At 55.3% G+C, this 23,986-nt stretch carries 21 protein-coding genes and 1 pseudogene; 15 read left to right on the top strand and 7 right to left on the bottom strand.

The window, feature by feature from the left end; genetic code table 11:
* Positions 1-34: 34 nt before the first annotated feature.
* The 4 genes and pseudogenes from AC2FHW_RS08635 to AC2FHW_RS08620 all read right to left on the bottom strand — a co-directional run.
* A pseudogene (locus tag AC2FHW_RS08635) lies at positions 35-211 on the bottom strand (DDE-type integrase/transposase/recombinase); the annotation flags it as partial.
* A 445-nt stretch (positions 212-656) separates the two neighbouring features.
* A complete protein-coding gene (locus AC2FHW_RS08630) occupies positions 657-1,325 on the bottom strand; it encodes a hypothetical protein (RefSeq protein ID WP_496821788.1) in 669 nt (222 codons plus the stop codon).
* 3 nt (positions 1,326-1,328) lie between these two features.
* The gene (locus AC2FHW_RS08625) at positions 1,329-2,729 is read right to left on the bottom strand and encodes a selenium-binding protein SBP56-related protein (RefSeq protein WP_142636082.1); all 1,401 of its coding nucleotides are present in this window, start codon (positions 2,727-2,729) and stop codon (positions 1,329-1,331) included.
* Between the two features lie 81 nt (positions 2,730-2,810).
* Positions 2,811-3,569 (bottom strand): IclR family transcriptional regulator, encoded by a 759-nt coding sequence (locus AC2FHW_RS08620; protein ID WP_281972994.1) that lies wholly within the window; start codon positions 3,567-3,569, stop codon positions 2,811-2,813.
* 87 nt (positions 3,570-3,656) lie between these two features.
* On the opposite strand from AC2FHW_RS08620, the gene AC2FHW_RS08615 reads away from it, so the two are divergent.
* Both AC2FHW_RS08615 and AC2FHW_RS08610 read left to right on the top strand, forming a co-directional pair.
* Positions 3,657-3,812: a hypothetical protein gene (locus AC2FHW_RS08615; protein ID WP_271948696.1), complete on the top strand. Its 156-nt coding sequence runs from the start codon at positions 3,657-3,659 to the stop codon at positions 3,810-3,812.
* 485 nt (positions 3,813-4,297) lie between these two features.
* Complete coding sequence (locus AC2FHW_RS08610; protein ID WP_496710426.1) at positions 4,298-6,124, top strand: BCCT family transporter; 1,827 nt, start codon at positions 4,298-4,300, stop codon at positions 6,122-6,124.
* A gap of 69 nt (positions 6,125-6,193) precedes the next feature.
* On the opposite strand, the gene AC2FHW_RS08605 is transcribed toward AC2FHW_RS08610, so the two are convergent.
* Positions 6,194-6,343, bottom strand: a complete 150-nt coding sequence (locus tag AC2FHW_RS08605; protein ID WP_496821786.1) for a hypothetical protein — start codon at positions 6,341-6,343, stop codon at positions 6,194-6,196.
* Positions 6,344-6,494: 151 nt separating this feature from the next.
* Positions 6,495-7,256 carry a helix-turn-helix transcriptional regulator gene (locus AC2FHW_RS08600; protein WP_281972993.1) on the bottom strand — a complete coding sequence of 254 codons (762 nt, stop codon included), beginning with the start codon at positions 7,254-7,256 and terminating at the stop codon, positions 6,495-6,497.
* Positions 7,257-7,383: 127 nt separating this feature from the next.
* Between AC2FHW_RS08600 and AC2FHW_RS08595 the strand changes: the two genes are divergently transcribed.
* From AC2FHW_RS08595 to AC2FHW_RS08560, 8 genes are all read left to right on the top strand, one after another.
* Complete coding sequence (locus AC2FHW_RS08595; protein WP_496821784.1) at positions 7,384-9,360, top strand: CocE/NonD family hydrolase; 1,977 nt, start codon at positions 7,384-7,386, stop codon at positions 9,358-9,360.
* A gap of 21 nt (positions 9,361-9,381) precedes the next feature.
* Complete coding sequence (locus AC2FHW_RS08590) at positions 9,382-10,947, top strand: ABC transporter substrate-binding protein (protein WP_142636091.1); 1,566 nt, start codon at positions 9,382-9,384, stop codon at positions 10,945-10,947.
* Between the two features lie 86 nt (positions 10,948-11,033).
* Entirely contained in the window at positions 11,034-11,972 is a 939-nt protein-coding gene (locus AC2FHW_RS08585) for an ABC transporter permease (protein ID WP_271948705.1), read from the top strand.
* A gap of 12 nt (positions 11,973-11,984) precedes the next feature.
* Complete coding sequence (locus AC2FHW_RS08580) at positions 11,985-12,842, top strand: ABC transporter permease (RefSeq protein WP_496821782.1); 858 nt, start codon at positions 11,985-11,987, stop codon at positions 12,840-12,842.
* Positions 12,839-13,819: an ABC transporter ATP-binding protein gene (locus AC2FHW_RS08575; RefSeq protein WP_271948711.1), complete on the top strand. Its 981-nt coding sequence runs from the start codon at positions 12,839-12,841 to the stop codon at positions 13,817-13,819. The genes AC2FHW_RS08580 and AC2FHW_RS08575 overlap by 4 nt, the downstream gene beginning before the upstream one ends.
* Positions 13,816-14,739, top strand: coding sequence for an oligopeptide/dipeptide ABC transporter ATP-binding protein (locus tag AC2FHW_RS08570; RefSeq protein WP_281972990.1), 924 nt, complete (start codon positions 13,816-13,818; stop codon positions 14,737-14,739). Before AC2FHW_RS08575 ends, AC2FHW_RS08570 begins: the two co-directional genes overlap by 4 nt.
* A gap of 11 nt (positions 14,740-14,750) precedes the next feature.
* Complete coding sequence (locus AC2FHW_RS08565) at positions 14,751-16,397, top strand: amidohydrolase (RefSeq protein ID WP_496677256.1); 1,647 nt, start codon at positions 14,751-14,753, stop codon at positions 16,395-16,397.
* The gene (locus AC2FHW_RS08560) at positions 16,397-17,908 is read left to right on the top strand and encodes a M81 family metallopeptidase (RefSeq protein ID WP_496821780.1); all 1,512 of its coding nucleotides are present in this window, start codon (positions 16,397-16,399) and stop codon (positions 17,906-17,908) included. The genes AC2FHW_RS08565 and AC2FHW_RS08560 overlap by 1 nt, the downstream gene beginning before the upstream one ends.
* Before the next feature lie 151 nt (positions 17,909-18,059).
* Here AC2FHW_RS08560 and AC2FHW_RS08555 read toward each other — a convergent pair whose 3' ends face one another.
* Positions 18,060-18,203, bottom strand: coding sequence for a hypothetical protein (locus AC2FHW_RS08555; protein WP_496693718.1), 144 nt, complete (start codon positions 18,201-18,203; stop codon positions 18,060-18,062).
* A 237-nt stretch (positions 18,204-18,440) separates the two neighbouring features.
* Here AC2FHW_RS08555 and AC2FHW_RS08550 point away from each other — a divergent pair, with 237 nt between their 5' ends.
* From AC2FHW_RS08550 to AC2FHW_RS08530, 5 genes are all read left to right on the top strand, one after another.
* Complete coding sequence (locus AC2FHW_RS08550; protein ID WP_496677248.1) at positions 18,441-19,037, top strand: RNA polymerase sigma factor; 597 nt, start codon at positions 18,441-18,443, stop codon at positions 19,035-19,037.
* Entirely contained in the window at positions 19,034-19,774 is a 741-nt protein-coding gene (locus AC2FHW_RS08545) for a hypothetical protein (RefSeq protein ID WP_282027170.1), read from the top strand. The genes AC2FHW_RS08550 and AC2FHW_RS08545 overlap by 4 nt, the downstream gene beginning before the upstream one ends.
* A gap of 54 nt (positions 19,775-19,828) precedes the next feature.
* A complete protein-coding gene (locus AC2FHW_RS08540) occupies positions 19,829-20,905 on the top strand; it encodes a helix-turn-helix domain-containing protein (RefSeq protein ID WP_142636109.1) in 1,077 nt (358 codons plus the stop codon).
* 491 nt (positions 20,906-21,396) lie between these two features.
* Positions 21,397-22,821: a bifunctional enoyl-CoA hydratase/phosphate acetyltransferase gene (locus AC2FHW_RS08535; protein WP_496703111.1), complete on the top strand. Its 1,425-nt coding sequence runs from the start codon at positions 21,397-21,399 to the stop codon at positions 22,819-22,821.
* On the top strand, positions 22,814-23,986 hold the full coding sequence (locus AC2FHW_RS08530) for an acetate/propionate family kinase (RefSeq protein WP_496701960.1): 1,173 nt from the start codon (positions 22,814-22,816) through the stop codon (positions 23,984-23,986). The genes AC2FHW_RS08535 and AC2FHW_RS08530 overlap by 8 nt, the downstream gene beginning before the upstream one ends.

Below are 23,986 nucleotides of genomic sequence, written 5' to 3'. Positions count from 1 at the left end.
ATGAAAACAGATTTGCAGCGAGAGGGACGGTTTTGTCGACCACGATCTGCAACGGAATGCCTTTGTTGGCCAATGCCTCCGCGAAGAATTGCTTGGCCGCCGCGGTATCGCGGCTTTCAAACGGCATAAAATCAAGGGTTTCGCCGTCGCGATCAACCGCTCGATACCGATACATCCAATGGCCGCGCACTTTGAGATGGGTTTTGTCCATGCGCCATGAAACTGCACTAGGGCGCTTGCATTTGTGCATCTCAATCTTGATCTGGGGCGAGAATTTCACCACCCAATCTTCTGATTGTCACATGATCAACCGCAACGCCCCGCTCTGCCAATATCTGCTCCAGATCGCGTTAAGACACTGAGTATCGTGAGTAAAAGTAGATTGCGTGAACAACGATGTGCTTTGGAAAATGACATTCTTTGAACGAGCGTGTTGAGCGTCCGCTTTGCAGATTGACTCACGCATCATCCCGGTCGGGGTTATTCCAGGCAATCAAGTTGAAAAGTTTGCGGCAGAGCCTGCAGGAGAAATTCCAACTGACTAAATCGGCAATGCGGTGCTTCAGGTACCACTAAGATGCGTTGAAAGATTAACTGCCGGGATTGCGGGTTTCTGCCAGCTCGTGAACAGGTGCCATTTGGACGGGTGACCGATTTCAATGGCCTAAAAGTGCTGCATAGAGTCCGAATGCTCCGACGGCGATGAGGCTGAGTGCCCAAACGACATCAAGATTGAACCATGTCTTTGAGAGGAACCTGAGCCCCAGCCAAAGGTAGATCACAACTGCGATGGTGCCGCCGGCAATTGTCATCGACAACGTGTGTACTGCTGCAACAAGAAACGCAGTCGTCACGTTGCTGTTCATAAGTGTTTGTGCTGCGGCATGACCCGTTTCGTTCGCTCCAATCGCACAGATGCCCAGAAAAATCGGCACCAGCATCAAACCAGCCCCATGCGCCATCGCAGCGAGGAATGACCAGAGCGCCAACCGGGCAGGGTGCACGCGCGCCAGAATTTTCGGATGTCTTCGGTTGATCAGCAGATAGAGGCCCATGGCGATAACCAAAAGCCCGGCGACCACGCGGATTTGAACTTCCCACTGAACAAGGAACATCATCAGTGAGAATGGCAACAAGATGCCAATCATCGCGAGGAAATGCCCCGTGGCCAACATTGCCAGCGCTTTTGGCAGGGCGCTGTGCTTTCGCTCCATCAACGCCGCCGAAACGGCCAGCGGCCAACCCATTCCGGGGTTGATACCGTGGTAGAGTCCAGAAAAAATGACAGCCCACCAAAGGGCTGTCATTGTTGTTATGTCGCCCATTTCTTAGACGGACGGATAGCAGAAGCTGTCGGTCGAACAGTCACCGCCTTCCAGGCGAATTTGGTGACTGCGCAGACCTTTGGGGAAGTCGACATAAAAGTCATTGTTCAGCGTCAGCCCCCCGTTTTCGCCCACATCGGCCATCACCATTTGTCCGCCTTCGTCGTCGGGATAGAACTGGTTGTCCCAGGTGGAGTAAAGCGAGTTGGTCCAGTAGACGCGCTTGCCGTCGCGGCTGATTTCAACCATTTGCGGGCCATAGGCAAAATCCTTGCCGTTGGAGTGCTTGGTGCCGCGGGCGATGCCGCCCAGCTCGACTTTTCCGGTCAGCTTCGGGTTCATCGGGTCGCTGACATCGTATTGATGCATCTCGCCCAGCCCCCAGCACGCAACATAGAGGTATTTGTCGTCTAGGCTCAGGTCGATATCGGTGACCAGCGGCGGCACGGCCTCGAACCCTTGCAACAGTGGCGGCAGGTTCTCGGGCTTTTCGGGACGCGGGTCGATGGTGATCGTTTTCTTGGACTGCCATTTGCCGTCGTCACCGCGCCACCATGTGAAAATTGCGCCTTGCAGGTTGGTGGTGTCCACCACGACACCACAGAAACCATAAGATTTTGTCGGGTCATGCGCAGGGCGAATTTCCAGTGCCATCTGGTAATTGTCGCCGAAATCCATCGTCTGGATATTCTTGCGCGCGCGCAAGTCCCAGAAGTGGATCGAATGGCCATACTTGTTCGACAACAGGTCCTCGGGCACCACGCCGTTTTCAAACTGCGGCGGCAAACCCCATTCGGAACTAACCATGTAGTCCTGCGGCAGGTTCCACCAGAAATCATAGTGCTTGTCCTGCTTGCCGCGATCCATCTCGTATTGCCCGATTATTTCGAACGTCTCGCAATCCATGATGAAGATGCCCGGAGGTCCGTCTGTACCGTCTTCGCCGCCACCTCCAAGGCAGGAAACATAGATCCCTTCGGGACCGCAGTGGATGGTGTGCGGGCGCGAATAACCGGTTTTTGCAAATAGTTCTTCGGGTTCGATCGTCTTGTGGATCTTGGCCTTCAACGGGTCTTTCACGTCGATGACGTAAATACGTGAGGATCGGATTCCAGGTACGATCAGATAACGTCGTTCCAGAAAGGCGTGCCCGGTCAGAGGAGACAGAGATGACGAACAGGCGTTCCAGCCGAAATGGTGAAATTCGTCGCCTTTGTTGGGAACAATGACCTGATGTACGATCTGGCCATAGGTGTCGGAGTCCGGTTTGAGGTCAATGACCGCGATGCCATCAGATTGCGATCCGTCCGGGCTGAGCATTACAGTGAAGGCGTAGTTTTCCACCGGTGCCTGCATGGCAAGCTTAGGCGAGGCGTGAAACGTTGGATCTGGTCTCAGGTTCATTTGGTTTCCTCCGGTTTGTTGAATTTTTCCTATTCTCAGTGTCATCCTTTTGGCCAAAAGGGCCGTTAGTTATTCGTTTCCTTATGTATCCGTTACGTTGCACAGCTGGATTGCGCCACTGACCTTCTTGGACAAACCTTTCAATTTCTCGCCGATCTCGATGCGGTATTCGGTGCGGAACCGGCGAATGGGGCCAACCGCACCAATACTGAACGTAGCTCCGATGTTGCCGATCGATACCGGTGCCGCAACGCTGGCAATTCCGATGTCGATTTCCTGATCACAATCGGCAAAGCCGCGTTCGCTAATTATCTCGAATTCGCGGCGTAGCTCATCTTCGGTCGTCTTGGTGTGTTCAGTATACGCCTTCAGGCTCCCTGACATGATGCTTTCGCGAAATTCCGGTTCCGCAAAGGCGGCAATGGCTTTCGAGCACGAGCAGGCATGCATGGGACGTACGCCTAAGCCCGGATGAATGAAGGCACGAGCGGGATCATCGGGTGTTTCTACGTGGATGATTTCAACTTTGTTGTCGCGAAAGCGCGCAAGAAAAACCGTTTCATTAAAATTTGTCGCTGCGAGGCGCATGAGGGGGGCTGCACAGCGTCGGACATCGGCATCGGACTTTCCAAGCAAGGCAATCCTGATCATCCGCTCGCCAATGATGTATTTTCCGTCATCAGAGGGTTCGTCGAGGAGATTTTGTTCAACAAGTGACTGAATGAGCCGGTAACATGTGGGCTTGGGCAGATCGGTTGCACGTTGAACCTCTGCCACCGAAACAGGGCGTCCGACGACTGCGATGATTTCAAGTATCTGGATCAGACGTTCTAGGTGCATGTTAACGAAATTCTCACAATACGAGACTGAATATCGAATGATGGGAATCTTTCGTCCAAACGCAAGTATAATCTTTGGGAAATCTATATGCGGACAATGGCGGTGGCTGCGATTGAGACCGAAAAATTCCTTGAGATCATTGAGGTGGAGCTAGATGGATCACAGGCTGGCGAAGCCCTGATAGAGATCTATGCGACGGGGACTGTAGCTGTTACCAACCCGGCCGAGGCCGAAATTGACTGAACCGGTTTCGCGTCGGATAGGGCGGGATAGGCCCAACGCTATTCAAAGGTTACGACCTGTTGGCGCGGTTCAGATCATTAGTGTCGACCCTATGCATGCACCTAAGTAGATCCGTGCGGTTGTTGAATTCTGGCAAGGAAAGTTACCGACTTCATCTTTACTGAAGTTAATTAAAGCTAATTGAGTTTGACTGATATCGCCCTGTAGCTGCATTCTGCTCTGAATCGGAATTGCCGAATTTGGAGCCAGACGTGACCACTTCTGAACCTGATCGCGTCGTTTCAGTCGGCGAGCAATGCTCGGCTGCCAGATGTGAACCGTCGGTAATCCTTGAATGTTCCGCTACCGGAGACGTAGCGCTAACCGCCACGCTGCATGAGAAGATCGGCACGTGTGTTCGAACCAAAGGCCCGTCGGGTTCATGGTACAAAGCCAACTAACCTGTGCGGAAAAATAATGAAAAAGTGACAACTGGGAGGAACCTTATGTCATTACCTGAACCATTTACGGATCTAGAGATAGAAACGGCGGATGCCGGTTTCTATGAGAATTACAGCGTACCGATTGCGCTGATCAGCAAGGGCATCATGGTTGCCCTTGTACTGTGGGCGCTTGTCTTCCCGGCCAATGCCAACAGCACCCTCGGTAGCTGGAATGGCAAGCTGCTGGAAATCTTCAACAGCTTCTACATTGTTATTGTCGGCCTGTTTGCCATCTTTCTGGTGATTGTGGCGATCCTGCCGTCGACAGGGAAGCGGGTGATGGGAACACCTGGCGAAAAGCCCGAGTTCTCGAACTTCTCGTGGTTCTCGATGATGTTTGGTGCCGGTCTGGGTGTCGGCCTGATGGTCTTTGCGACCGCTGAACCGCTGGGCCTGTGGGGATCAAACCCCGATGTCGTGTCCGGTGCAGTTGCTGGCAATGATCCCGAATCCGTTCAGTCGGCCTATCGGTATACCTTCCTGCACTATGGCTTTCATGCCTGGGCAATCTATGTGGTGACTGGCCTGTCGCTGGCCTATTACGCCTATACCCGTGACATGCCTCTGACCATCCGTGCGGCTCTGACCCCGCTGTTCGGTCGTTTGATGAACGGATTCCTTGGCCATGTGGTCGACGTTCTGGGCGTTGTTGCAACGATCCTGGGTGTGTCCGTGACCATCGGTTTTGGCGTCAGCCAGTTCATCGACGGTCTCTATGCCATCACCGGCATGGAATGGATCATGGACTTTGGCGGAGATGTTCCGACGCCAAGCAAAGTTGGTCTGATTGCTGGTCTGGTCGTTATCATGGGCTTGTCCATCATTTCGGCGGTGTCGGGTGTTGGCCGGGGTGTTAAATACCTGTCGAACCTGAACCTTGTCCTGTCGATCATCCTGCTGGGCACGTTTGTGATCTTCGGGTCCTTTGTCTTTGCTATGACCACCTATGGTACAGCCCTGGTTGATTACCTTCTGAACTTCCTCTCGCTGAGCTTTGGTGCCTATGGCCCGCTGTCAGCCGAGGCCTTTGCGGCGGCTCTGCCTGCCGAAGCGCAGGCACATGCGGATGCCCTGATGGGTGGCGCAACCAACGCCTGGGGCAGCTTTGATGGCTTCAAGAGCGGTCTGGAGGGCGCAGCAGCTGAACTGGACGAGGCCACGCTGGCCGCGGCATATGCCGCTGGTGAGCAGGGCCGTCAATTCGGCTGGCAGGCCGGTTGGACCACGTTCTACTGGGCCTGGTGGATTGCGTTCTCGCCGTTTGTGGGCCTGTTCCTGGCGCGTATCTCCAAAGGTCGCTCCGTGCGTGAGTTCATTCTGGGCTGCGTGCTTGCACCGGCACTGGTGTGCTTCGCCTGGATGACTGTACTGGGTGGCACCGCGATTGATCTGGAACTGGCCGGTGCCGCAGAAGGCGCGATCATTGGTGCCTCGAACACAAACAAGCTGTTCGTGACCCTGTCCTATATGATCGACGGAGGGCTGCTGTCCATGCTGAACGTCATGTGCGTGATCCTGATCATGACCTTCCTGGTGACCTCAGCTGACTCGGGCATTCTGGTGATGAACACCATCATGTCCGGCGGCAGCCAGGAGACCGGCATCAAGCACCGCATCATCTGGGGGGTGATCCTGACGGCTGTGATCGGCGCGCTGATCCTTGCTGCAGGGGAAAACAACCCGATGGATGCGTTGCGCAACGCGATGATCATCGGTGCATTGCCATTTACCATGGTGATGGCCCTGATGATGGTCTCGCTGACCAAAGCGCTTTACCGCGACGGACAGCGTGACAAGCATGCTGACGCAAGCACACAGGCTGCCGAGTAATCAACCTATAGCGTTACGAACCTTGCGCCGCCCCTTTGATCGGGGGCGGCGTTTTCGTGCAGCGGTGGGTTAAGTTCTGACCAGTGTTTCGTGCCAGACGTCAGACAGGCAGCATGTTTGCAGAAGCAGCACAAATGCTACTGCGCGCACATGGTATGCCAGATCGGTGGTGATGCCTGGGTCATAATCCGCCTCTTCGCTGCAATCAGAGACGAACATTACCCGTTGCACGAGCTAGACTTGCGGCATTGTCAGTGCTGTCTCGAAGAACTGGTACGAATTGATCTCGTACAGTTTGGACGAAAAATTGCTATCGAAATTGGAGTCAGCACCTAAAGAACGGTGCTGCCGCTTATGTCAATCCGGCGATTCAAACCTCGGTCAGGTGCTTTCTGACAGTTGGATCAATCCTATTACTTTGAATTGGGTAAATGCCACAAGCTGCGATCGCCTCGCGCGCAGTTACGCGTTCGTGCAGACGTTTCCAGATTGTTTTGGCTGCGTATGGATGGGGGTATGGGCGCCAAGCAACGCCCATGGTCATCCCTCGCAAATACTTCAGTTGCTGGCGATGCGCCGAGTACAAGATTGTATTTGAAACGCTGCCTTCGCGCGCGAGCTCGTGTTCAGTCACGAATATCCTGTTCCCGCGCATAGTTACAAAGCCAGCGTAGCGCGAAATCTGATGCATGCTCTTGTCTGGAGACGTGGCAATTTCACGGGACCGGATCGTGATTAGCCCTTCAACTTCCTGAATGCGGATCAATGAACAGAAGATTTTTCCTTCCCAAGATGGCGTGCAGAAATAGGAATGATAAAAACCTATGTAGCGCCGCAAGTTCTTCTGTTGCCCCCGGAAGGGTTCCAAAAACGCATCTGTGGGCGTTTTCCCAACTTGTGGCAGGACGCCTCTTAGCATTCGTTCGAAGCTTGCAGTTTCCTCGAAAAGCTGTGCTTCGGTCAGGTCGAAATGACGTGCAATGCGGCGCATGTTATGGGCAGAGGGCAGGCTGGAGCCATTCAAATAGCGATTGAATTGCTGTCTATTGACGCCGATTTCGCGGCAAATCTGCGAAATGTTTCCATGCTCTGCGCACAACGATCGTAAGTTGGCAGAAAAATACTCGGACACAAGAAAACCCTTCGCGTTTTGACGCTATATCACTGCAAACTGCGTCAACTCGCATAAGATTGCACAATTTGATTTATCTGCAAATCGGTTTCTTCTTCAGCATCAGATCGTAACAGACAAGCTTCAGATGCCAATCGAAACAATCGAAAACACATGGATCACACTTGCCGATGGGCGACGGCTTGCGGCGCGCCTCTGGTTGCCCGAGACAGGCCCCACACCGGCCATTCTGGAATATCTGCCATATCGCAAACGTGACGGCACCGCGCCCAGAGACGAAACAACACACACGGTTTTTGCAAAGGCGGGCTATGCCTGTATTCGGGTCGACATAGCTGGCACCGGGGACAGCGAAGGGCAATTCGACGACGAATACTCGGAACAGGAACTGCATGATGGTGAGGAAGTCATAGCCTGGATTGCCGCGCAGGATTGGTGTGACGGCAATGTCGGGATGATTGGGATATCTTGGGGCGGGTTTAATGGTCTGCAGCTGGCCTTCAGGCAACCACCTGCACTGAAAGCCATCGTCAGTGTCGCTTCGACTGTGGATCGATATGCCGATGACATCCATTTCATGGGTGGGTGCCTGCTGAGTGACAACATGAATTGGGGCAGTCAGATGTTTGCCTATCTGACGCGCCCAGCTGATCCAGAGCTTCGCGCAGATTGGCGACAGGACTGGCTTGCCCGATTGCAAAGCGTCCCATTCTCTTCTGCAGATTGGCTGCGACATCAGACGCGCGACCCATATTGGAAGCACGGCTCAGTTTGCGAGGATTGGACCGCGATCCAAACCCCTGTCTTGGCGATTACAGGCTGGGCAGATGCTTACGTCAATGCGCCTCCGGCTTTGGCAGCCAACCTGACGGCGCCAACCAAAGCTATCATTGGGCCGTGGGAACACCGCTATCCGCACATCTCAAAGCTTGATCCCGCAGATTTTCATTCCGAAGTCGTCGGATGGTTTGACCGCTGGCTGAAGGGACAACAAAACGGCGCCGAGGACTTGCCTGCCTATCGGACATACATGCAGGAGCACTTCAATCCGACTGCGCAAAACGGTCCTCGGAAAGGTCGTTGGATTGCAGAGACGGCATGGCCGTCACCTCATGTCTCAGAACGGGTCTGGCATCTGGTTCCTGGTGGGTTTTCGCGGGACCCGGTGGTTGGCACGGTCGTTGTCACGTCGCCCAACCATGTTGGTGGGGAAGGCGGATATTTCTGTGCGGGCATGCGTATCGACAATGAACTTGCAGGGGATCAGTCCGGTGATGATGCCTTATCGGTCTGTTTTGACAGCTCGCCGCTGCAAGCACCGCTCGAGCTGCTGGGTCGGGCAAAGCTAAAGTTCCAGTTTTCAGTGGATCAGCCTGTTGCCCAGCTTGTCGCGCGGCTGTGTGATGTTTCACCCGAAGGTGTGTCACAGCGGATCAGCTATCGTCCGTTGAACCTGTGTCACTCCCACAGTCATGAGACGCCGCAGGCCCTGCAACCAGGTGAGCTCTACGAGGCTGAAATCACGCTGAACGAATGTGCGCACCATTTGCGCGAGGGCCACGTTTTGCGACTGGCGTTGTCGACGTCTTATTGGCCGATTGTCTGGCCAGCACCTCAATCGGCCACGGTAACTTTACACTTGCTGGATTGTGCTCTTCATCTGCCGGTGCGCGAAGTTGCGCATGAAATTCAAGCCTCTGAACCCGGCCCGGCGCAGGCGTATCCGGTTCTGGCAGCTGAGCAGTTGCGTTTACCTTCAGCGCAATCAGAACGCACGGTGACGGAAAGCGGTTGCGTGGTTCTGGAGACGTTTGATGACTATGGTAAAACGCGCGATCCCTACCACGATCTGATTGTTGGTAGCGACGTACGCATGCTTTACCGCATTCACCCCGATGATCCGAAAATCGCGTATTTCGAGACCGCTTGGAGTTTTTCGTTCGAGCGCGAAGAATGGCAGGTCGCCATCACGACCGAGTGCCGCATGAGCTGTGACACCGAGAATTTCTATCTCTACCGCAAACTACGCGCCGCTGAAGGCGCAAATGAAATCGAAGTCCTAACAAGGGAATGGTCCGAAACCGTTCCACGCAGACTTCTCTGACTTAATCTAAGGGAGGATACTATGAAGATCGAATGGACAAAGGCCAATGTTGGTCGCCGGAGGTTTCTGAAAGGTGCAACTGCGCTAGGGGCCGCTACAGCGCTTCCGATGGGGTGGGCGAACCGCGCGTTTGCAGCAGACGACGGTGTTCTGCGGGTGCGGGCTTATGGTGATGCACAGAACATGGATCCAGCACATTCCGTTGGTGTCGTTGAAGAAGAAGTGCATGCCTCCATCTACAACAAGCTGATCCAATACAAGCCGGGCGAGGAATGGGGTTGGCAAATGGATGCGGCAACTATGATCGAGCAGGTTGACCCGACCCATATCAAGTTCGCATTGCGTGACGATATTGGATTCACTAACGGATTTGGCGCGATGACTGCTGAAGACGTCAAATTCAGCATGGAACGGATCGTGGACGACGCGACCGACAGTCCGAATAAGCCCGACCTAGGGCCATTCAGCCATGTTGAAGTGACAGGAGACCGTGAAGGGACAATCGTTCTGAACAGCCCGTTTGCCCCGATCTGGTCGATTGCCCTGCCGTATATTACTGGCAACATCGTCTCCAAGGCAGCGGTCGAAGCCGCCGGTGGCCGGATCGGTGCTGATCCGGTTGCGGAATCCGGCCCGTATCTGCGAGACAGTTGGTCGCCCAAAGAAAAGACCGTTCTAAAGCGCAACCCTGACTGGAAAGGGGATGCCCCCGCTTGGGATACCGTCGAGATCTATCCGATCGATGATGAAAACACGGCCGAGATTGCGTTCGAGGCAGGCGAGTTGGACGTAACTCGCGTGTCGCTGGGCTCAGTTGAGCGGTATCGCGCCGGGGTTCCCAATGGTGGGTCGCTGGTTGAGAAACCCTCGCTTTACTATGTCTGGATGGGAATGAACGTCGAGCATCCAAAGCTGCAAAATCAAAAACTGCGGCAGGCAATTCAGCACGCAGTGGATGTTCCGAGCATCCTGGAGGCAGCATATTTTGGAGCTGCTGAACCGGCTACCGGCATCATCGCACCGGGCCTTGCTGGCCATCGGCCATCTTCGCTTGTACCACCTGAGGCGAACTTCGAGAAAGCCGCGCAGTTGCTCGCGGAATCCGGTGAAACCAATGTCACGCTAACCCTCGATACGTTGAACAAGACGACCTTTACAACAACTGCACAGATTATTCAGGCGACGCTGGCGCAGATCGGAATCACGGTTGAGGTTAACGTTCTGGAATCCGGGGCATTCTGGGCGTCTGGTGACAATGAGAACCTACAGCTTGTTCTGAACCGTTTCTCGATGACGCCTGATCCGTATTATGCGACGTCGTGGTTCACACCAGAACAGATCGGGAAATGGAACTGGGAACGGTTTAACAGCCCGGAATTTAACGAAATCCATGAATCTGCGGCTGCTGAAACGGACATCGCAAAGCGAGCTGAAATGTATCAGCGTGCGCAGGATCTGATGGAAGAAAGCGGTGCTTATCGCTTTATCACTCACGAGGCGACACCGGTTATTCACAGCGCACGCGTCATTCCAGCGCTGCGGCCAGATGGCCTGTCCCTGCTTCGCTATTTTGGCAAGGCGACCTGATCTCCCCAGGTCGACCAGGTGCGGCGGGTGCATAACGCTCGCCGTGCCAACACCAACGCCATCAAGCCAAAAGGAGCCAGTTGGCCATGCTGAAATTCGCAACCCGTCGGTTCGGGCTGTCGCTGCTTATCCTGTTCGTGGCGGTCACCGTCATGTTCCTGATGATCCGCGCCGTGCCAGGCGACCCGGTCCAAATCATGCTCGGCCCACGCGCCACGCCCGAGCTTCAGGCCCAACTCACAGTAGCGTTGGGGCTGGACCAGCCAATCTGGAAACAGCTTTTGATTTTTTACGGAAACCTCTTGCAGGGAGACTTGGGAACCGATGTCTTTTCGGGTCGTTCCGTGACTGACATCGTGTTCCAGCAACTACCATTCACATTGGAACTGATTTTCGCGTCGATCCTGTGGTCAGCTACGCTGGGCATCGCACTCGGCGCCTATGCGGCTGCGCATCCCAATACGTTGATCGACCGGGTTGCCGCCGCGATATCTGTTAGTTTTGTGGCCGCTCCGGCCTTTGTTGTCGCGCTCTTGGCTCTTTTGGTTTTTGCAGTGCATCTACAGTGGTTTCCCGCGATCGGTGCCGGGGAAGGCTTCCTTGACCGTCTTGACCATTTGGTCCTGCCCGCCTTTGCCATCGGGCTCAGTTGGGTTGGCTATATTGCCCGGTTGGTACGCGCCTCGATGCTGGAGGTTATGGGTGAAAGCCATGTCCGCACGGCCCGAGCCTTTGGTATCGCCGAACGTCGCGTGGTCATGGTGTACGCGCTGCGGATCGCCATTTTGCCCGTGGTTACCGTGATCGGTGTTGGGATGGGTTTTCTTCTCAGCTCGGCGGTTTTCGCTGAAATCGTCTTTGCCCGACCTGGTTTGGGCAAACTGGTCATCGACAGCATTACGACCCGAAACTACCCGATTGTGATGGGCTCTGTCCTAGTATCAACAGCTTTGTTCGTGGTGTCGACCGCATTGGCCGATCTGATCAATGCGCTGCTTGATCCACGCGCGCGCACGGCTCATTGAGGAGACAGGCACATGGAAAAATCTCGTTCCGAAATGGGCCAGATCATAGTCGGCGTTGCGCGCGACCCGCTTGGTCTCATGGGCTTAATCATCGTCGGTGTCATCGTTTTCTGCGCAATCTTTGCGTATTGGATCGTACCCTATGATCCGATTGCGATGGATATCAAATCCCGCTTGCAGGGACCGTCTATGGCACACCTGCTGGGCACAGATCAGTTAGGGCGCGATACGTTTTCGCGGGTCATCGCGGGGGGCCAAGTTGCGCTCAAGGTGGCATTGCCCGCCGTGTTCGGAGCAATGGCGATTGGCCTGACACTGGGCATGATTGCAGGGTATGGGCCGAAATGGCTCGATAATCTTCTAATGCTGTTCTTCGATACCATCCGGTCCTTTCCGACAGTGATGTTCGCGCTGGCCGTTGTGGCCCTGATCGGGCCCAGTCTGCAGACGGTCGTGTTTGTCGTCATGGCGACATCGATCCCAACATATGGGCGTGTGGCGCGGACCCAAACGCTGACACTTCGCAACTCTGAGTTCATCCTGGCTGAACGTTCAATGGGGGCCAGCATGGCGCGCATTCTAGGCGTTCATATGCTGCCCAACATCATTGGCGTTCTGGCTGTGTTGGCAGCCATGGATATCCCTACAGTCATCGCGCTTGAGGCCGGCCTGTCCTTCCTGGGTCTGGGCGTTAAGCCTCCGACCCCGAGCTGGGGTGCTTTGCTTAAGGATGGCTATTCCCTGACCCGCCAAACTCCTTGGTTGGTTGTTGGCGGAGGCCTGCCGATCATTCTGGCAACGCTTGGCTTCACGTTTCTGGGTGAAAGCCTGCGCGATGTAGTTGACCCGAAACTGAGGAAACAGCGATGACCGAGACACTTCTGGAAATCGACCAGCTTTGCGTCGATTACGAAACAGGCCGTGGCGACCTCAGGGCATTGAGGGACATCACATTCAACGTCAACAAAGGTGAAATCGTTGGCATCGTGGGAGAGTCCGGTTGTGGTAAATCCACATTGATCTCATCCATTCTGCGTTTGACCGCGCCCAATACCCGGTTCCGTGAAGGAGAAATTAGGTTCAAGGGGAAGGATTTGCTGCAAGCTTCTGAGCGGCACATGCGGGACCTGCGCGGGGCGGATATATCCATCGTCTTTCAGGATCCGATGCAAACGCACAACCCGGTTCTGACTATCGGTCAGCAGATGCTGGATATTCAGCACCGATCCAGACAGTCCAAGGCTGACAAGTTGGCGCACGCGGCCAAAATGTTGGGCGCTGTTGGCATTCCTGACCCTGAGGCGCGTCTGGCGCAATATCCGCATGAATTCTCTGGCGGGATGCGTCAACGGATCGCCATCGCGATGGCGTTGATGTCCGAACCCGATCTTTTGATTGCGGATGAGCCGACAACTGCACTGGATGCGACACTGGAGGTGCAGATCATTGAGCGCCTGCAAGAGCTGCAGCGCGAGTTTCACTGTGCCATCTTGTTCATCTCGCACCATTTGGGCGTGATCGCAGAACTCTGCGACCGGGTTGTTGTGATGTATGCTGGCGCAGTTGTTGAAAGCGGGGACGTGCGGGAGATTTTTCACAATCCTAAACACCCTTACACACGCCGACTGATCGAATGCGACCCCGGTCACATCAAAGAGCGTGCCCGTGTATTGCCAACCATTCCCGGTGAAGTGCCCGACTTGGCCAACCTGCCGGGGGGCTGTATTTTCAGGGATCGTTGTGATCAGGCCATGGCGCGCTGCGCCACCGAAGTGCCGCCACTGGATCAATTGAAAGAAGGCCATCACGCTGCGTGCTGGCTGAACCATCAGGAGGTCGCATCATGAGCTTGCTGAACGTTGTGGACCTCAATACCAGCTATGGCCCGGTCAATGTACTGGCGGGTGTCAGCTTTACCGTAGAACCCGGAGAGACTTACGCGCTGGTTGGTGAAAGTGGGTCTGGTAAAACCACGGTCATTCGCGCCATTGCCGGGCTAGCACCTGCGCAAGATGGCTCGGTCACCTTCGAAGGTCAGGAAATTCGGGGCGCACCCGAAAGTGTCATGCGCCCGTTGCGCAAAGACATGGCAATGATGTTTCAAGACCCGGTTGGAAGCCTGTCGCCGCGTCTGACCATCCGCAGTCTGATTACCGAGCCTTACCGCATTCAGGGCATGAAAGACCGTGACATGGACGCCGAAGCCAAGCGCCTGTTGGAAATGGTCAACTTGCCCACGCATTTCGCGGACCGCTATCCTTATCAGCTATCTGGTGGCCAAGCTCGGCGTGTGGGTGTGGCACGTGCATTGGCATTGGAACCCAAATTGATCCTTGCGGATGAGCCCACTGCAGGTCTCGATGTGTCGGTTCAGGGTGAGCTGCTGAACCTGCTCAACGACCTGCGCGAAAGGCTGGGGCTTGCGATGGTGATTATCACGCATAACCTTAGCGTCGTACGCCATGTGGCTGACAGAATGGGCATCATGTATTTGGGCCGATTGGTTGAAGAAGGTACAACCGAGGCCATCTTTAACGAGCCGCGCCATCCCTATACCCGCTGCCTGCTGAGTGCCAACCCAGAGCCGGACCCGGATGCGCGGTTGGATCGGATCGCTCTCAAAGGTGAGCCCCCCAGTTTGCTCAAACGCCCGTCCGGTTGTGAGTTCCGCGAGCGTTGTCCCTTTGCCAAGGATATCTGCACCCAGACCCCGGAATGGGAAGTAAATGGCGGCCACGGGCTGCGTTGTCTGGCCCCGCTGTCGTAGTAGGAAACCCAATGCCAAGCACACTATATTTTAACGGCACAATCCTGACTATGGATGCACAGAACTCCTCTCCCGAGGCCGTTCTGACCGAGGGCAAAAGAATTCAGGCCGTCGGTGCTGAAGCAGATCTGCGCGCACGCATGCCGGCTGACTCACATGAGTATAACCTTCAGGGTCGTACACTGATGCCGGCGTTTATCGACCCGCACGGGCATTTCCCGGATCCAGGGTTCATACGGCTGTTCCGTGTCGACTTATCTTCGCCTCCTTTAGGGGACTGCAAGCACATGGCGCAGGCGTTGAACAGGATTCGGGAAAAGGCTGGCGAGACGCCCGAGGGTGAATGGGTCATGGGCGTGTTATTTGATAATACTGCCATTCGCGAAGGCCGCATGCCTACGCGGGCTGAGCTGGACGATGTATCACAGCGTCATCCAATCTGGGTTATTCATGCGTCGGGGCACTGTGGCGTAGCCAATTCTGTTGCCCTTCACAGGCGCGGGTTAACCCGTCAAACACCTGATCCAGAAGGCGGCCGCTTTGGCCGTGATCCTGAAACCGGAGCCCTGACGGGATTGATCGAAGGATTATCGGCCATGGGCGAGATGGGCGATACTGATTTCCTGATCGACCGCGAAAGGTTCTGGCAAGGCTTTGAGGCCTGTCGTGACGAATACCTATCCTATGGTGTGACCTATGCCCAAAACGCCTGGGCGTCGCAAACCATGTTGGAACACTTTGCCAGCCAGCCCGCGGATCTGGATCCTGGAATAGACATTGAGCTCTTACCTGTCGGAAGTCTGGAACCCGAATTGTCCGAGCATTGGATCGGTACGAACTGGCCCGGCAACCCGCATTTCACACTGGGTCCGCGCAAATTGTTCACGGACGGGGCTTTTCAGTTGCAGACCGCGTTTTTGTCTACCCCGTATTTCAAGCCATCCGATCCCTGTCACCCTTGTGGGATGGTTTACACCTCACAAGAACAGCTAGATGCCGACGTCAGAAAACTCCATAGCAAGGGCTTGCAAATGCATTGCCACTGCAATGGTGATGCCGGTGCCGAGATGTTCATAGATGCGGTGGAAAAGGCGCTTATTGCGCATCCCCGCCCAGATCATCGCCACACCATTATCCACGGTCAGGCTCTGCGGGATGATCAGTTGGAGCGTATGGTCCAGCTTGGACTTACCGTCAGCTTTTTTCCGGCTCATATACATTTTTGGGGTGATCGCCACTACGATACGTTCTTGGGGCCGCAGCGCTCCGAGCGGATATCCCCTGCGGCGTCTGCTGAACGGTTTGGCTTGCGATATACAATCCACAATGATGCCTCGGTCACCCCGACGCGTCCGATTCATCTGGCCCACTGTGCGGTAAATCGAAAATCCGTTTCTGGCCGCGTGCTCGGTGAAGATCAGAAGATCAGCGTTCTGTCAGCCTTGCGCGCTCAGACCATCGACGCTGCTTGGCAAGTCTTCAAGGACGAGCAGCGCGGTTCTGTCGAACCGGGCAAAGTTGCTGACTTTGTTGTCCTTTCGCGTAATCCACTGCACGATCCGGACCGCCTGACAGATACGCGGGTGCTTGAAACGATCCGCAATGGCCAAAGTGTTTTTGCTGCGCCCCATGCCGAACAAGAAATCGAGCACACTTGATGGCGACCAAGCGTATTGCGATCGCGGGTTTTCAGCATGAAACTAATTGCTTTGGTGTGACGCAGGCCGGTCTGCACGAGTTTGAGATGGCCGATTCCTGGCCCAGCATGTTGCACGGTGCGCAGGTGATATCGGAAACGTTTGGCATGAACCTACCTATCGCCGGTTTTGCGAAGGCTGCAGCGGCAGCAGGATTTGAAGTCGCACCAACCCTGTGGTGTTCTGCCGAGCCGTCTGCACATGTAACCGATCACGCATTCGAAACAATTTGCGAGATGTTGTTGGATCGCATCCGGGATGTGGGTGACATTGATGGCGTTTATCTCGATCTCCATGGGGCAATGGTCACCGAAAGCCTCGCTGACGGTGAGGGAGAGCTTCTGCGTCGTGTACGTGAAGTTGTGGGCTTCGAAGTGCCAGTGGTCGCAAGTTTGGACCTTCACGCCAACATCTCGGCTGAGATGGTCGACAATGCAGACTATTTGTCTGTTTTTAGAACCTATCCCCACTTGGATATGGCGGAAACGGGCGCACGATGCGTTCCTGTCCTGCAGCGGTTGCTAGCGGGCGAAACGCTCTACAAGGCTTTCCAACCGGTGCCTTACCTCATCCCTCTGCATGCGCAACATACGGGCTCCAAGCCATTCAGCGAGATCTATCAATTGCCGAAAAGATTTGAGAAGCAGGAAATTCTGGCAGAAATCGCCCTTGGCTTCACCGCTGCGGACTTCTCAGACACAGGCCCATCATGTCTTGCCTACGCGGCCACAGCCCAGAAAGCTGCTGCTGCCGCGGAAGAAGTCGTGCGTTTGTTCGTATCTCGCGAAGCCGATCTTGATTGTTCAATGTTGTCTCTAGAGGAAACGGTTTCGATATGTCGCGAGAGGCGGGGAAAACCCATTGTTGTCGCAGATGTCCAGGACAACGCTGGTGCGGGCGGGACATCAGATACTACTGGCCTGCTGGCAGCACTGATTGAGGGCGGGACAAAGAGTGTCTTAATGGGTCTGTTCCATGACCCTGAAAGTGCAAAACAAGCCCATGAGGCCGGAGAAGGTGCACGGGTAAAACTTGCGGTCGGTGCAAAGTCCAACTTGGCTGGGCACGTTCCAGTCAAAGCAGAGTTTGAAGTTCTGGCTTTGGGTGATGGCCTTTGTCGCTATACCGGAAAAATGTATGGCGGTGGGATAGCTACGCTGGGCGAGACAGCTGCCCTACGTTTGGTTGGGCACGAGGCAAGTATTGACCTTGTTGTCACAAGTATACGGAACCAATGTCTTGATCGCGCACATTTTACTCATATCGGACTAGACCCAAAGAACTACGCGGTTATCTGTGTAAAAAGCACCGTACATTTCCGAGCGGACTTCGAACCTATTGCAGGAAATATCTGTTCCGTTTCTTCGCCAGGTGCCTTTCTCTGCAACCTGGAAGAAATCCCCTACACTTGTATCTCCAGAAGGCTGGTTAACACTCGCTGCGCTACCGTTGCCTCAACTGGCACAGGCTAGCGAATTCCGCTGATCTTGCGGGTCCATTATCATCTGTGAAGCGCGCCTTTTGCGGGCTGTGTGGGGTTTTGAGCGAGGCAGTTAACTGCCTCGCATTGTGCCCTTATTCTCGACGGCCAAATTCTAGGAGGTGATTTCGGCCAAGAGAATTTCAGCTCTCTGCCAGCAGACAATAGATAATCATCGTCATCCGCTCGGTTGGAATGTGAAACCAGGCGAACTTCTCAAAGACGGATAACGGATTTTGCGCCAGGACTTCATCCATGGACATGCCCTGATCGACGAGGGGTTTCATCGTGTCCTTGATCGCAAGCATCAAATCGACCGAAGCCTGCATGTCGAACTTGTTATGTACGTGTATCTTCGCGACCTAAACCCATCTCTTTGATCCGGCTGTCTGGATGTAGACTCCGTTCCTAGTGAGGATGTTTCGATCAGAGCCTGCGGATTTCCTATCAGATCACGGGCAATTTCAAAGACCGCATGGTACTTTCCTTTTCAACATAAGTTCCATTCCTTTCCCGCGCAGGGTATGTCAGGCCTGACCCAGCGAACCTGGTTCGTGAAAATGATAGAGGTCGTGAAGCAAACTATGGTCGGTGAATTGAGTTCCGAGCAGGCCGTGCGCGGCGCGATCCAGACGCATTCGAGGCGCGTCTGGCGGTTTGGGCTTGCCATGTCGGGTGCTTCCGATGTGGCCGATGATCTGTTGCAGGCTACTTGCCTGCGTGCGCTTGAACGCCACCACCAGGTCACGTCATTTGAGCGGTTGGACAGTTGGTTGATGACGATCTGCCGTTCAATCTGGTTGAATGAGCTGCGTGCACGCTCGGTCCGAAAAGCACAGGCACTGTCGTTGACCCCAGAGTCAGAGCTGATTGCATCCGGACCGGACTCGGAAACGAATATATTCGCCGCCGAAGTGTTTACCCAAGTGATGCAGTTGCCAGAAGCACAGCGAGAAACGGTGATGCTGGTCTATGTCGAAGGCTATAGCTACCGCGAGGCCGCAGCATTGCTGGAGGTGCCAATAGGAACGATCATGAGCAGGCTGTCCAATGCGCGACAAAAACTGAAAGTCGTGATGCAGCATGAGGCGGCAGATGCCGTTCGACGGAGTCGCAAATGAAGTTTTCCGATGAAGTTCTCAAAGCGTACCTGGAAGGCAAAGCGAATGAAGCCGAGGCTCAGGCGATAGAAGCTGCGGTTGCGGCCGAACCCGAGCTTGAGGCGCGCCTGATGGAGCTCGATCCATTCGCACCGGTGGTGCAAGCGGTGTTTGAACATGTCCCGGCCGAGATGCCCCAGGTGGTTTTGCCTGACCCAAATGCCGAGATAAAAACCAGTGGCGGTCCTCTGCGCCTGTTGGCAGTAGCTGCATCTGTTGCGGTGATTTCTGTGTCGGCCACATATTGGGTAACCAGGCCTCAGCCCATGGGGTGGGCTGAGCAGGCGGCGATCTATCAATCACTATATGCGGCGGACACGATCGCGGGGATGGACAGCTCGGAACAGGCGTTGACAACTCAGTTTGATCAGGCCGAGGCACAGCTGGGTCTGTCCTTGAGACGTGACACTCTTGAGGCGTTGCCGGGGATGGAATTGAAGCGTGCGCAGGTGTTGTCCTTCAGGGGCAAACCGTTGGTTCAAGTGGTCTTTGCGAATGAACAGGGCCAGCCTTTTGCCTTCTGTGTCATTCGTCAGGGTGAAGGCGCGCCAAGCAAGGATTTGAAAGAGGCAGTGCTCAGTGGGTTGGCGACGGCGACCTGGTCCAAAGACGGTTATGGCTATATGTTGATTGGTGACAGCGATCAGACTGACCTGGAAAGTAAGCTGGATATTCTGACCGCGACCTTTGCAAGCTGAGGTCGCGTCAAAAACGCCTTGTGAACCTGCGGAAATACCAGAAATATAGCGGACATGACCACCACACCCGTCATTCCCGATCCGGATGAGGACGAGGACCCCCTCGGCCCGCGCAGCATCTATGATGATGACGACGCTGATGAGGATGATCTGTGGTTCCTGCCACCTGACGAAGAGGCTGTCGAGGATTTCCTGCCGCCCGGTCCAAGGGTCGACCGCAGTCTTTTGTTTGATCCCAGGGACTGGCGTGCGGCGCAGGCAGATCTGTCGTTGGAACTGGCCGACCTGGCAGTTAGTTTCGGCGCCTTGGACGAACGTTTGCGCGCCGGTCCGGATGGGTGGACACACCGGCTGGCGCTGATGGATGTATCCGATTTGGGATGGTGGACCGGAGACCGGATCAGCGTTGATCGGCTGGCGCTTTGGACCGGGCTTCGGATTGGTGCAACCGGGGATGATGTGCAGGCCCTGTACCGCGCGGGTTGGGCCGTACGGCGGCTAACATCCGGCGCCGCGCCATCGGATGGCGGGTGGGAGACCGGCCTGACAGCCTTTTTAGATCGTATTGCGCAGGGGATTGACGAAGTCCCCGAAGCCATCGCCGATCTTGCCGAAGTCATGCGCAATTCCGAGGGGCTGCATCCGGTGACGCAGGCCGCCATCGGTTTTCATGCCTGGCGGGCCCTGTCTCAAGGCATCGGACAGGATACCGAGGCTGCAATCATTGCCGCCCGTCATGCGGCCAAGATGGGGCGGGGCGGGGCTGTGTTCATGCCCTTGGTTCTGTCGGGTCCGGGTGCGTTGAGAGGTGTTGGTGAACCATCAGAAAAGCTTGCTGCCTGGATCAGGGGAACAGGGCAGGCGGTATTGTCCGCCTTGCTGCACCTGGACCGGGTCAGCGCCTGGGAGCAGCGCGCCAGAGAGACCACTGCAGAGTTGAGCGGGCGCACACCACCAAGACTGATCGACGTGTTTACGGCCTGGCCAATGGTTTCGGCCCCATTGGCGGAAGAGCTGACTAAAGCCTCACGCGCTGCGGTTCAGCGCAACATTGACCGTTTCAGCCGGAGGGGCTTGATCCGCGAGGTGACAGGGCAGGGACGTTACAGAGTTTGGACAGCGGCGCTGTAGCCCAAACAGGGCCATCAGACCAAAATGCCCGGTCTGCCGCATTGAATACTAGCTTCCGCAGGTTTTTGCCTGTGCAGATGTGAATGCCCGTCCCATTTTTGCCCCCGCATTACTGGCTAGTGGGAACAGGTCTGAGGGCGGCAAAGTGTTTGGCCGGGTCGTATATATGTCAAAAGTGGTTCTTAAATCAAAAGTTTAACTCGCAATTTGTGAAAACTATTCTTGGTTGACGGTGTGGATGGCAAGCCACCTCAGGAGCAGTACTCCTTCGAAGGGTCCGGGCAGTGCTGTTGTCGAACAAACCATCATTTTAAATTGGGCTGCTGAAACATTGTCCGGCCTATTGCCGTCAGCAGAGGATCGGCTAGAGGTAGGTGAACGTGTTATTGGCGAAGGTATGGATCCGTCATCCGATCTGGAGGATTTGGCGCAGGTCGAATAGTGACCGAGAATGCCCCGCTCCGACCCGCCGCCAATTCCGAGGCATGCCGATGCACCGTCTGAAAAAAGGCCTGACCAAAATGAAGATCCAGGAAAACCGAACCTTTTCACAGCTCGAGGTCGGAGACGAAGCCCAGCTGACACGATTGTGCACGGTTGACGATCTTTACGCCTTCGCCTCGGCATCGGGGGATCACAATCCTCTGCATCTGGCGGCCTATGACGGTGACGGCGACGGACACCCCGAGGCGGTGGCCCCTGCGCTTTGGCCCGCCGGTCTGGTGGCGGCTGTCTTGGGGAATATTTTGCCGGGCGCGGGAACCCAGACCCGCGCGGCCAATCTACGGTTTCACGCGATCGTTCTGGCCGGAGATGAGTTGACCGCAGTTGTTCGGGTTACAGAAAAATCCGACGATGGTGATGTTATCTGCACCGCCGAGGTTCGGCGTGTTGGCGACAGCACCCTGGTCCTGAGCGGAGATGTCCGAGTCACGCCGCCCGCAAAGCATATGGAATTCGATTCGATCGAGGTGCCGGGACTTATCGTTCAACGCCACCGCCATTTCGAAGCGTTACTGGCGAAAGCCAGACCCCTTGACCCGATGCCAACTGCTGTTGTTGCACCTGAAGAGCCAAACTCATTGGGGGGTGCTTTGCTGGGGTATAGCAACAGCATTATCACGCCGATCCTTGTGGGTGATCCCGGCAAGATCGCTGCCGCAGCCGAGGCACTGGGTGCCGATCTGTCCGGATTTGAAATTATCGAGGCCTATGGCCACCAAGCCGCCGCCCATCGCGCGGTTGACCTGGTGGTTGAGGGCAGGGCGCAAACACTGATGAAGGGGCATTTGCACACCGATGACTTGTTGCGCGCGGTTCTGCGCCGCGAAAACGGGTTGAGAACCGGGCGAAGGCTGTCACATATATTTGTTATGGATGTTCCGGGGATGTCGCGTCCGATCATGGTCACTGACGCGGCCGTGAATATTGCCCCTGACCTCGAAACCAAGGCTGATATTGTTCAGAATGCGATCCATCTGGCACATTCCATCGGGATTGAGACCCCAAAGGTAGGCGTGCTTTCAGCCATTGAGACGATCAACCCGCGCATGGCGTCGTCAGTTGATGCCGCCTTGCTGTCGAAGATGGCCGAACGGGGTCAGATCACAGGAGGGTTGGTTGACGGCCCCTTGGCTATGGACAACGCGGTCGATCTGAATGCGGCACGCACCAAAGGGATTACGTCCGAGGTGGCTGGTGCAGCGGACATTCTTGTCGCCCCAAACATAGAAGCAGGCAATATGGTGGCGAAACAGCTGACATTCATCTCTCATGCCGAGGCGGCAGGGATCGTGGTCGGGGCTGCTGCTCCGATTATCCTGACCTCGCGTTCGGATGATGACGACTCGCGTCTGGCGTCCTGCGCGGTGGCGGCGCTTCATGCATATGCAAGTAAAGGCAAACTCCATGGCTGACCATGTTCTGGCACTGAACGCCGGGTCCTCATCACTGAAATTCGCGCTGTACGAACTGGTTGATGACAACCGTCCCAGCATGCGGTGGCGCGGACAAATAGAACGTTTAGGTGATGCACCACGCCTATTGGCCCAGTCGGCAGGCGGCAGATCAGTAGATCGTCCCCTGTCGAGCACCAAAAGCCATGATGAAGCGATCCACGCATTTCTTGAAATGGCGCGGGAATATCTTCCTGACATTCATGTGTGCGCAATAGGTCATCGCGTAGTGCATGGGGGAACGGTCTATTCCGAGCCTGTGCGCGTGGATGACACCGTCATCAACACTTTAGAAGGGTTTATTCCCTTTGCTCCTTTGCATCAGCCCTACAGTCTTTCGGGTATTCGCGCAGCCAGCGCTGCCTTCCCCGGAACAACTCAGGTTGCCTGTTTTGACACGGCGTTTCATCGCACCCATCCGTGGGTAAACGACACCTTTGCCTTGCCGAAAAGCTACTATGACAAAGGCGTTCGCCGCTATGGGTTCCATGGGCTGAGCTATGACTACATTTCGAACAAGCTGAAAGAAACGGCACCGGGTCTGTATGATGGCCGTGTGGTTATCGCCCATCTTGGAAACGGGGCATCCATGTGTGCGGTTTCAGGTGGGCGCGCTGTGGCTTCGACCATGGGGTTCTCGGCGCTTGACGGGTTGCCGATGGGCACGCGCTGCGGTCAGCTGGATCCAGGTGTCGTGCTGTATATGCTGCAGCAGGACGGAATGACCGCAGAAGAGATTGCCGAAATGTTGTACAGAAAATCCGGCCTGCTGGGCCTGTCGGGGATATCATCGGATATGCGCACGTTGTTGGCCGCTGATACGCCCGAAGCCCGAAAGGCAATCGACTATTACGTCTTCCGTATCCGGCGAGAGCTTGGCGCCCTGTCCGCCGCACTTGAGGGGATTGATGCGCTTGTCTTCACCGGTGGCGTTGGTGAGAACGCGGCCCAGATCCGGCAGATGGTGTGTGATGGAATGCGATGGATCGGGATCGAAATGGATCACGCCAGGAATGCCGATGGTGGAACAGTTCTGTCCACGGATTTCAGCCGTGTCCGGATTCTGACGATCCCCACAAATGAGGAGATGGTGATCGCGCAGGCTGCGGTGAATTTTCTGGAGTAG

It is taken from the genome of Ruegeria sp. YTSA108 (genome assembly GCF_059610185.1).
This window is presented reverse-complemented; position numbering and strand designations above follow the sequence as displayed.

Excerpts from the sequence above, each read along its gene's own strand:
- AC2FHW_RS08630 (WP_496821788.1), bottom strand. The coding sequence starts at position 1,325 with ATGGGCGACATAACAACAATGACAGCCCTTTGGTGGGCTGTCATTTTT.
- AC2FHW_RS08625 (WP_142636082.1), bottom strand. The coding sequence starts at position 2,729 with ATGAACCTGAGACCAGATCCAACGTTTCACGCCTCGCCTAAGCTTGCC.
- AC2FHW_RS08620 (WP_281972994.1), bottom strand. The coding sequence starts at position 3,569 with ATGCACCTAGAACGTCTGATCCAGATACTTGAAATCATCGCAGTCGTC.
- AC2FHW_RS08615 (WP_271948696.1), top strand. The coding sequence starts at position 3,657 with ATGCGGACAATGGCGGTGGCTGCGATTGAGACCGAAAAATTCCTTGAG.
- AC2FHW_RS08610 (WP_496710426.1), top strand. The coding sequence starts at position 4,298 with ATGTCATTACCTGAACCATTTACGGATCTAGAGATAGAAACGGCGGAT.
- AC2FHW_RS08605 (WP_496821786.1), bottom strand. The coding sequence starts at position 6,343 with ATGTTCGTCTCTGATTGCAGCGAAGAGGCGGATTATGACCCAGGCATC.
- AC2FHW_RS08595 (WP_496821784.1), top strand. The coding sequence starts at position 7,384 with ATGCCAATCGAAACAATCGAAAACACATGGATCACACTTGCCGATGGG.
- AC2FHW_RS08590 (WP_142636091.1), top strand. The coding sequence starts at position 9,382 with ATGAAGATCGAATGGACAAAGGCCAATGTTGGTCGCCGGAGGTTTCTG.
- AC2FHW_RS08585 (WP_271948705.1), top strand. The coding sequence starts at position 11,034 with ATGCTGAAATTCGCAACCCGTCGGTTCGGGCTGTCGCTGCTTATCCTG.
- AC2FHW_RS08580 (WP_496821782.1), top strand. The coding sequence starts at position 11,985 with ATGGAAAAATCTCGTTCCGAAATGGGCCAGATCATAGTCGGCGTTGCG.
- AC2FHW_RS08575 (WP_271948711.1), top strand. The coding sequence starts at position 12,839 with ATGACCGAGACACTTCTGGAAATCGACCAGCTTTGCGTCGATTACGAA.
- AC2FHW_RS08570 (WP_281972990.1), top strand. The coding sequence starts at position 13,816 with ATGAGCTTGCTGAACGTTGTGGACCTCAATACCAGCTATGGCCCGGTC.
- AC2FHW_RS08565 (WP_496677256.1), top strand. The coding sequence starts at position 14,751 with ATGCCAAGCACACTATATTTTAACGGCACAATCCTGACTATGGATGCA.
- AC2FHW_RS08560 (WP_496821780.1), top strand. The coding sequence starts at position 16,397 with ATGGCGACCAAGCGTATTGCGATCGCGGGTTTTCAGCATGAAACTAAT.
- AC2FHW_RS08555 (WP_496693718.1), bottom strand. The coding sequence starts at position 18,203 with ATGAAACCCCTCGTCGATCAGGGCATGTCCATGGATGAAGTCCTGGCG.
- AC2FHW_RS08550 (WP_496677248.1), top strand. The coding sequence starts at position 18,441 with ATGTCAGGCCTGACCCAGCGAACCTGGTTCGTGAAAATGATAGAGGTC.
- AC2FHW_RS08545 (WP_282027170.1), top strand. The coding sequence starts at position 19,034 with ATGAAGTTTTCCGATGAAGTTCTCAAAGCGTACCTGGAAGGCAAAGCG.
- AC2FHW_RS08540 (WP_142636109.1), top strand. The coding sequence starts at position 19,829 with ATGACCACCACACCCGTCATTCCCGATCCGGATGAGGACGAGGACCCC.
- AC2FHW_RS08535 (WP_496703111.1), top strand. The coding sequence starts at position 21,397 with ATGCACCGTCTGAAAAAAGGCCTGACCAAAATGAAGATCCAGGAAAAC.
- AC2FHW_RS08530 (WP_496701960.1), top strand. The coding sequence starts at position 22,814 with ATGGCTGACCATGTTCTGGCACTGAACGCCGGGTCCTCATCACTGAAA.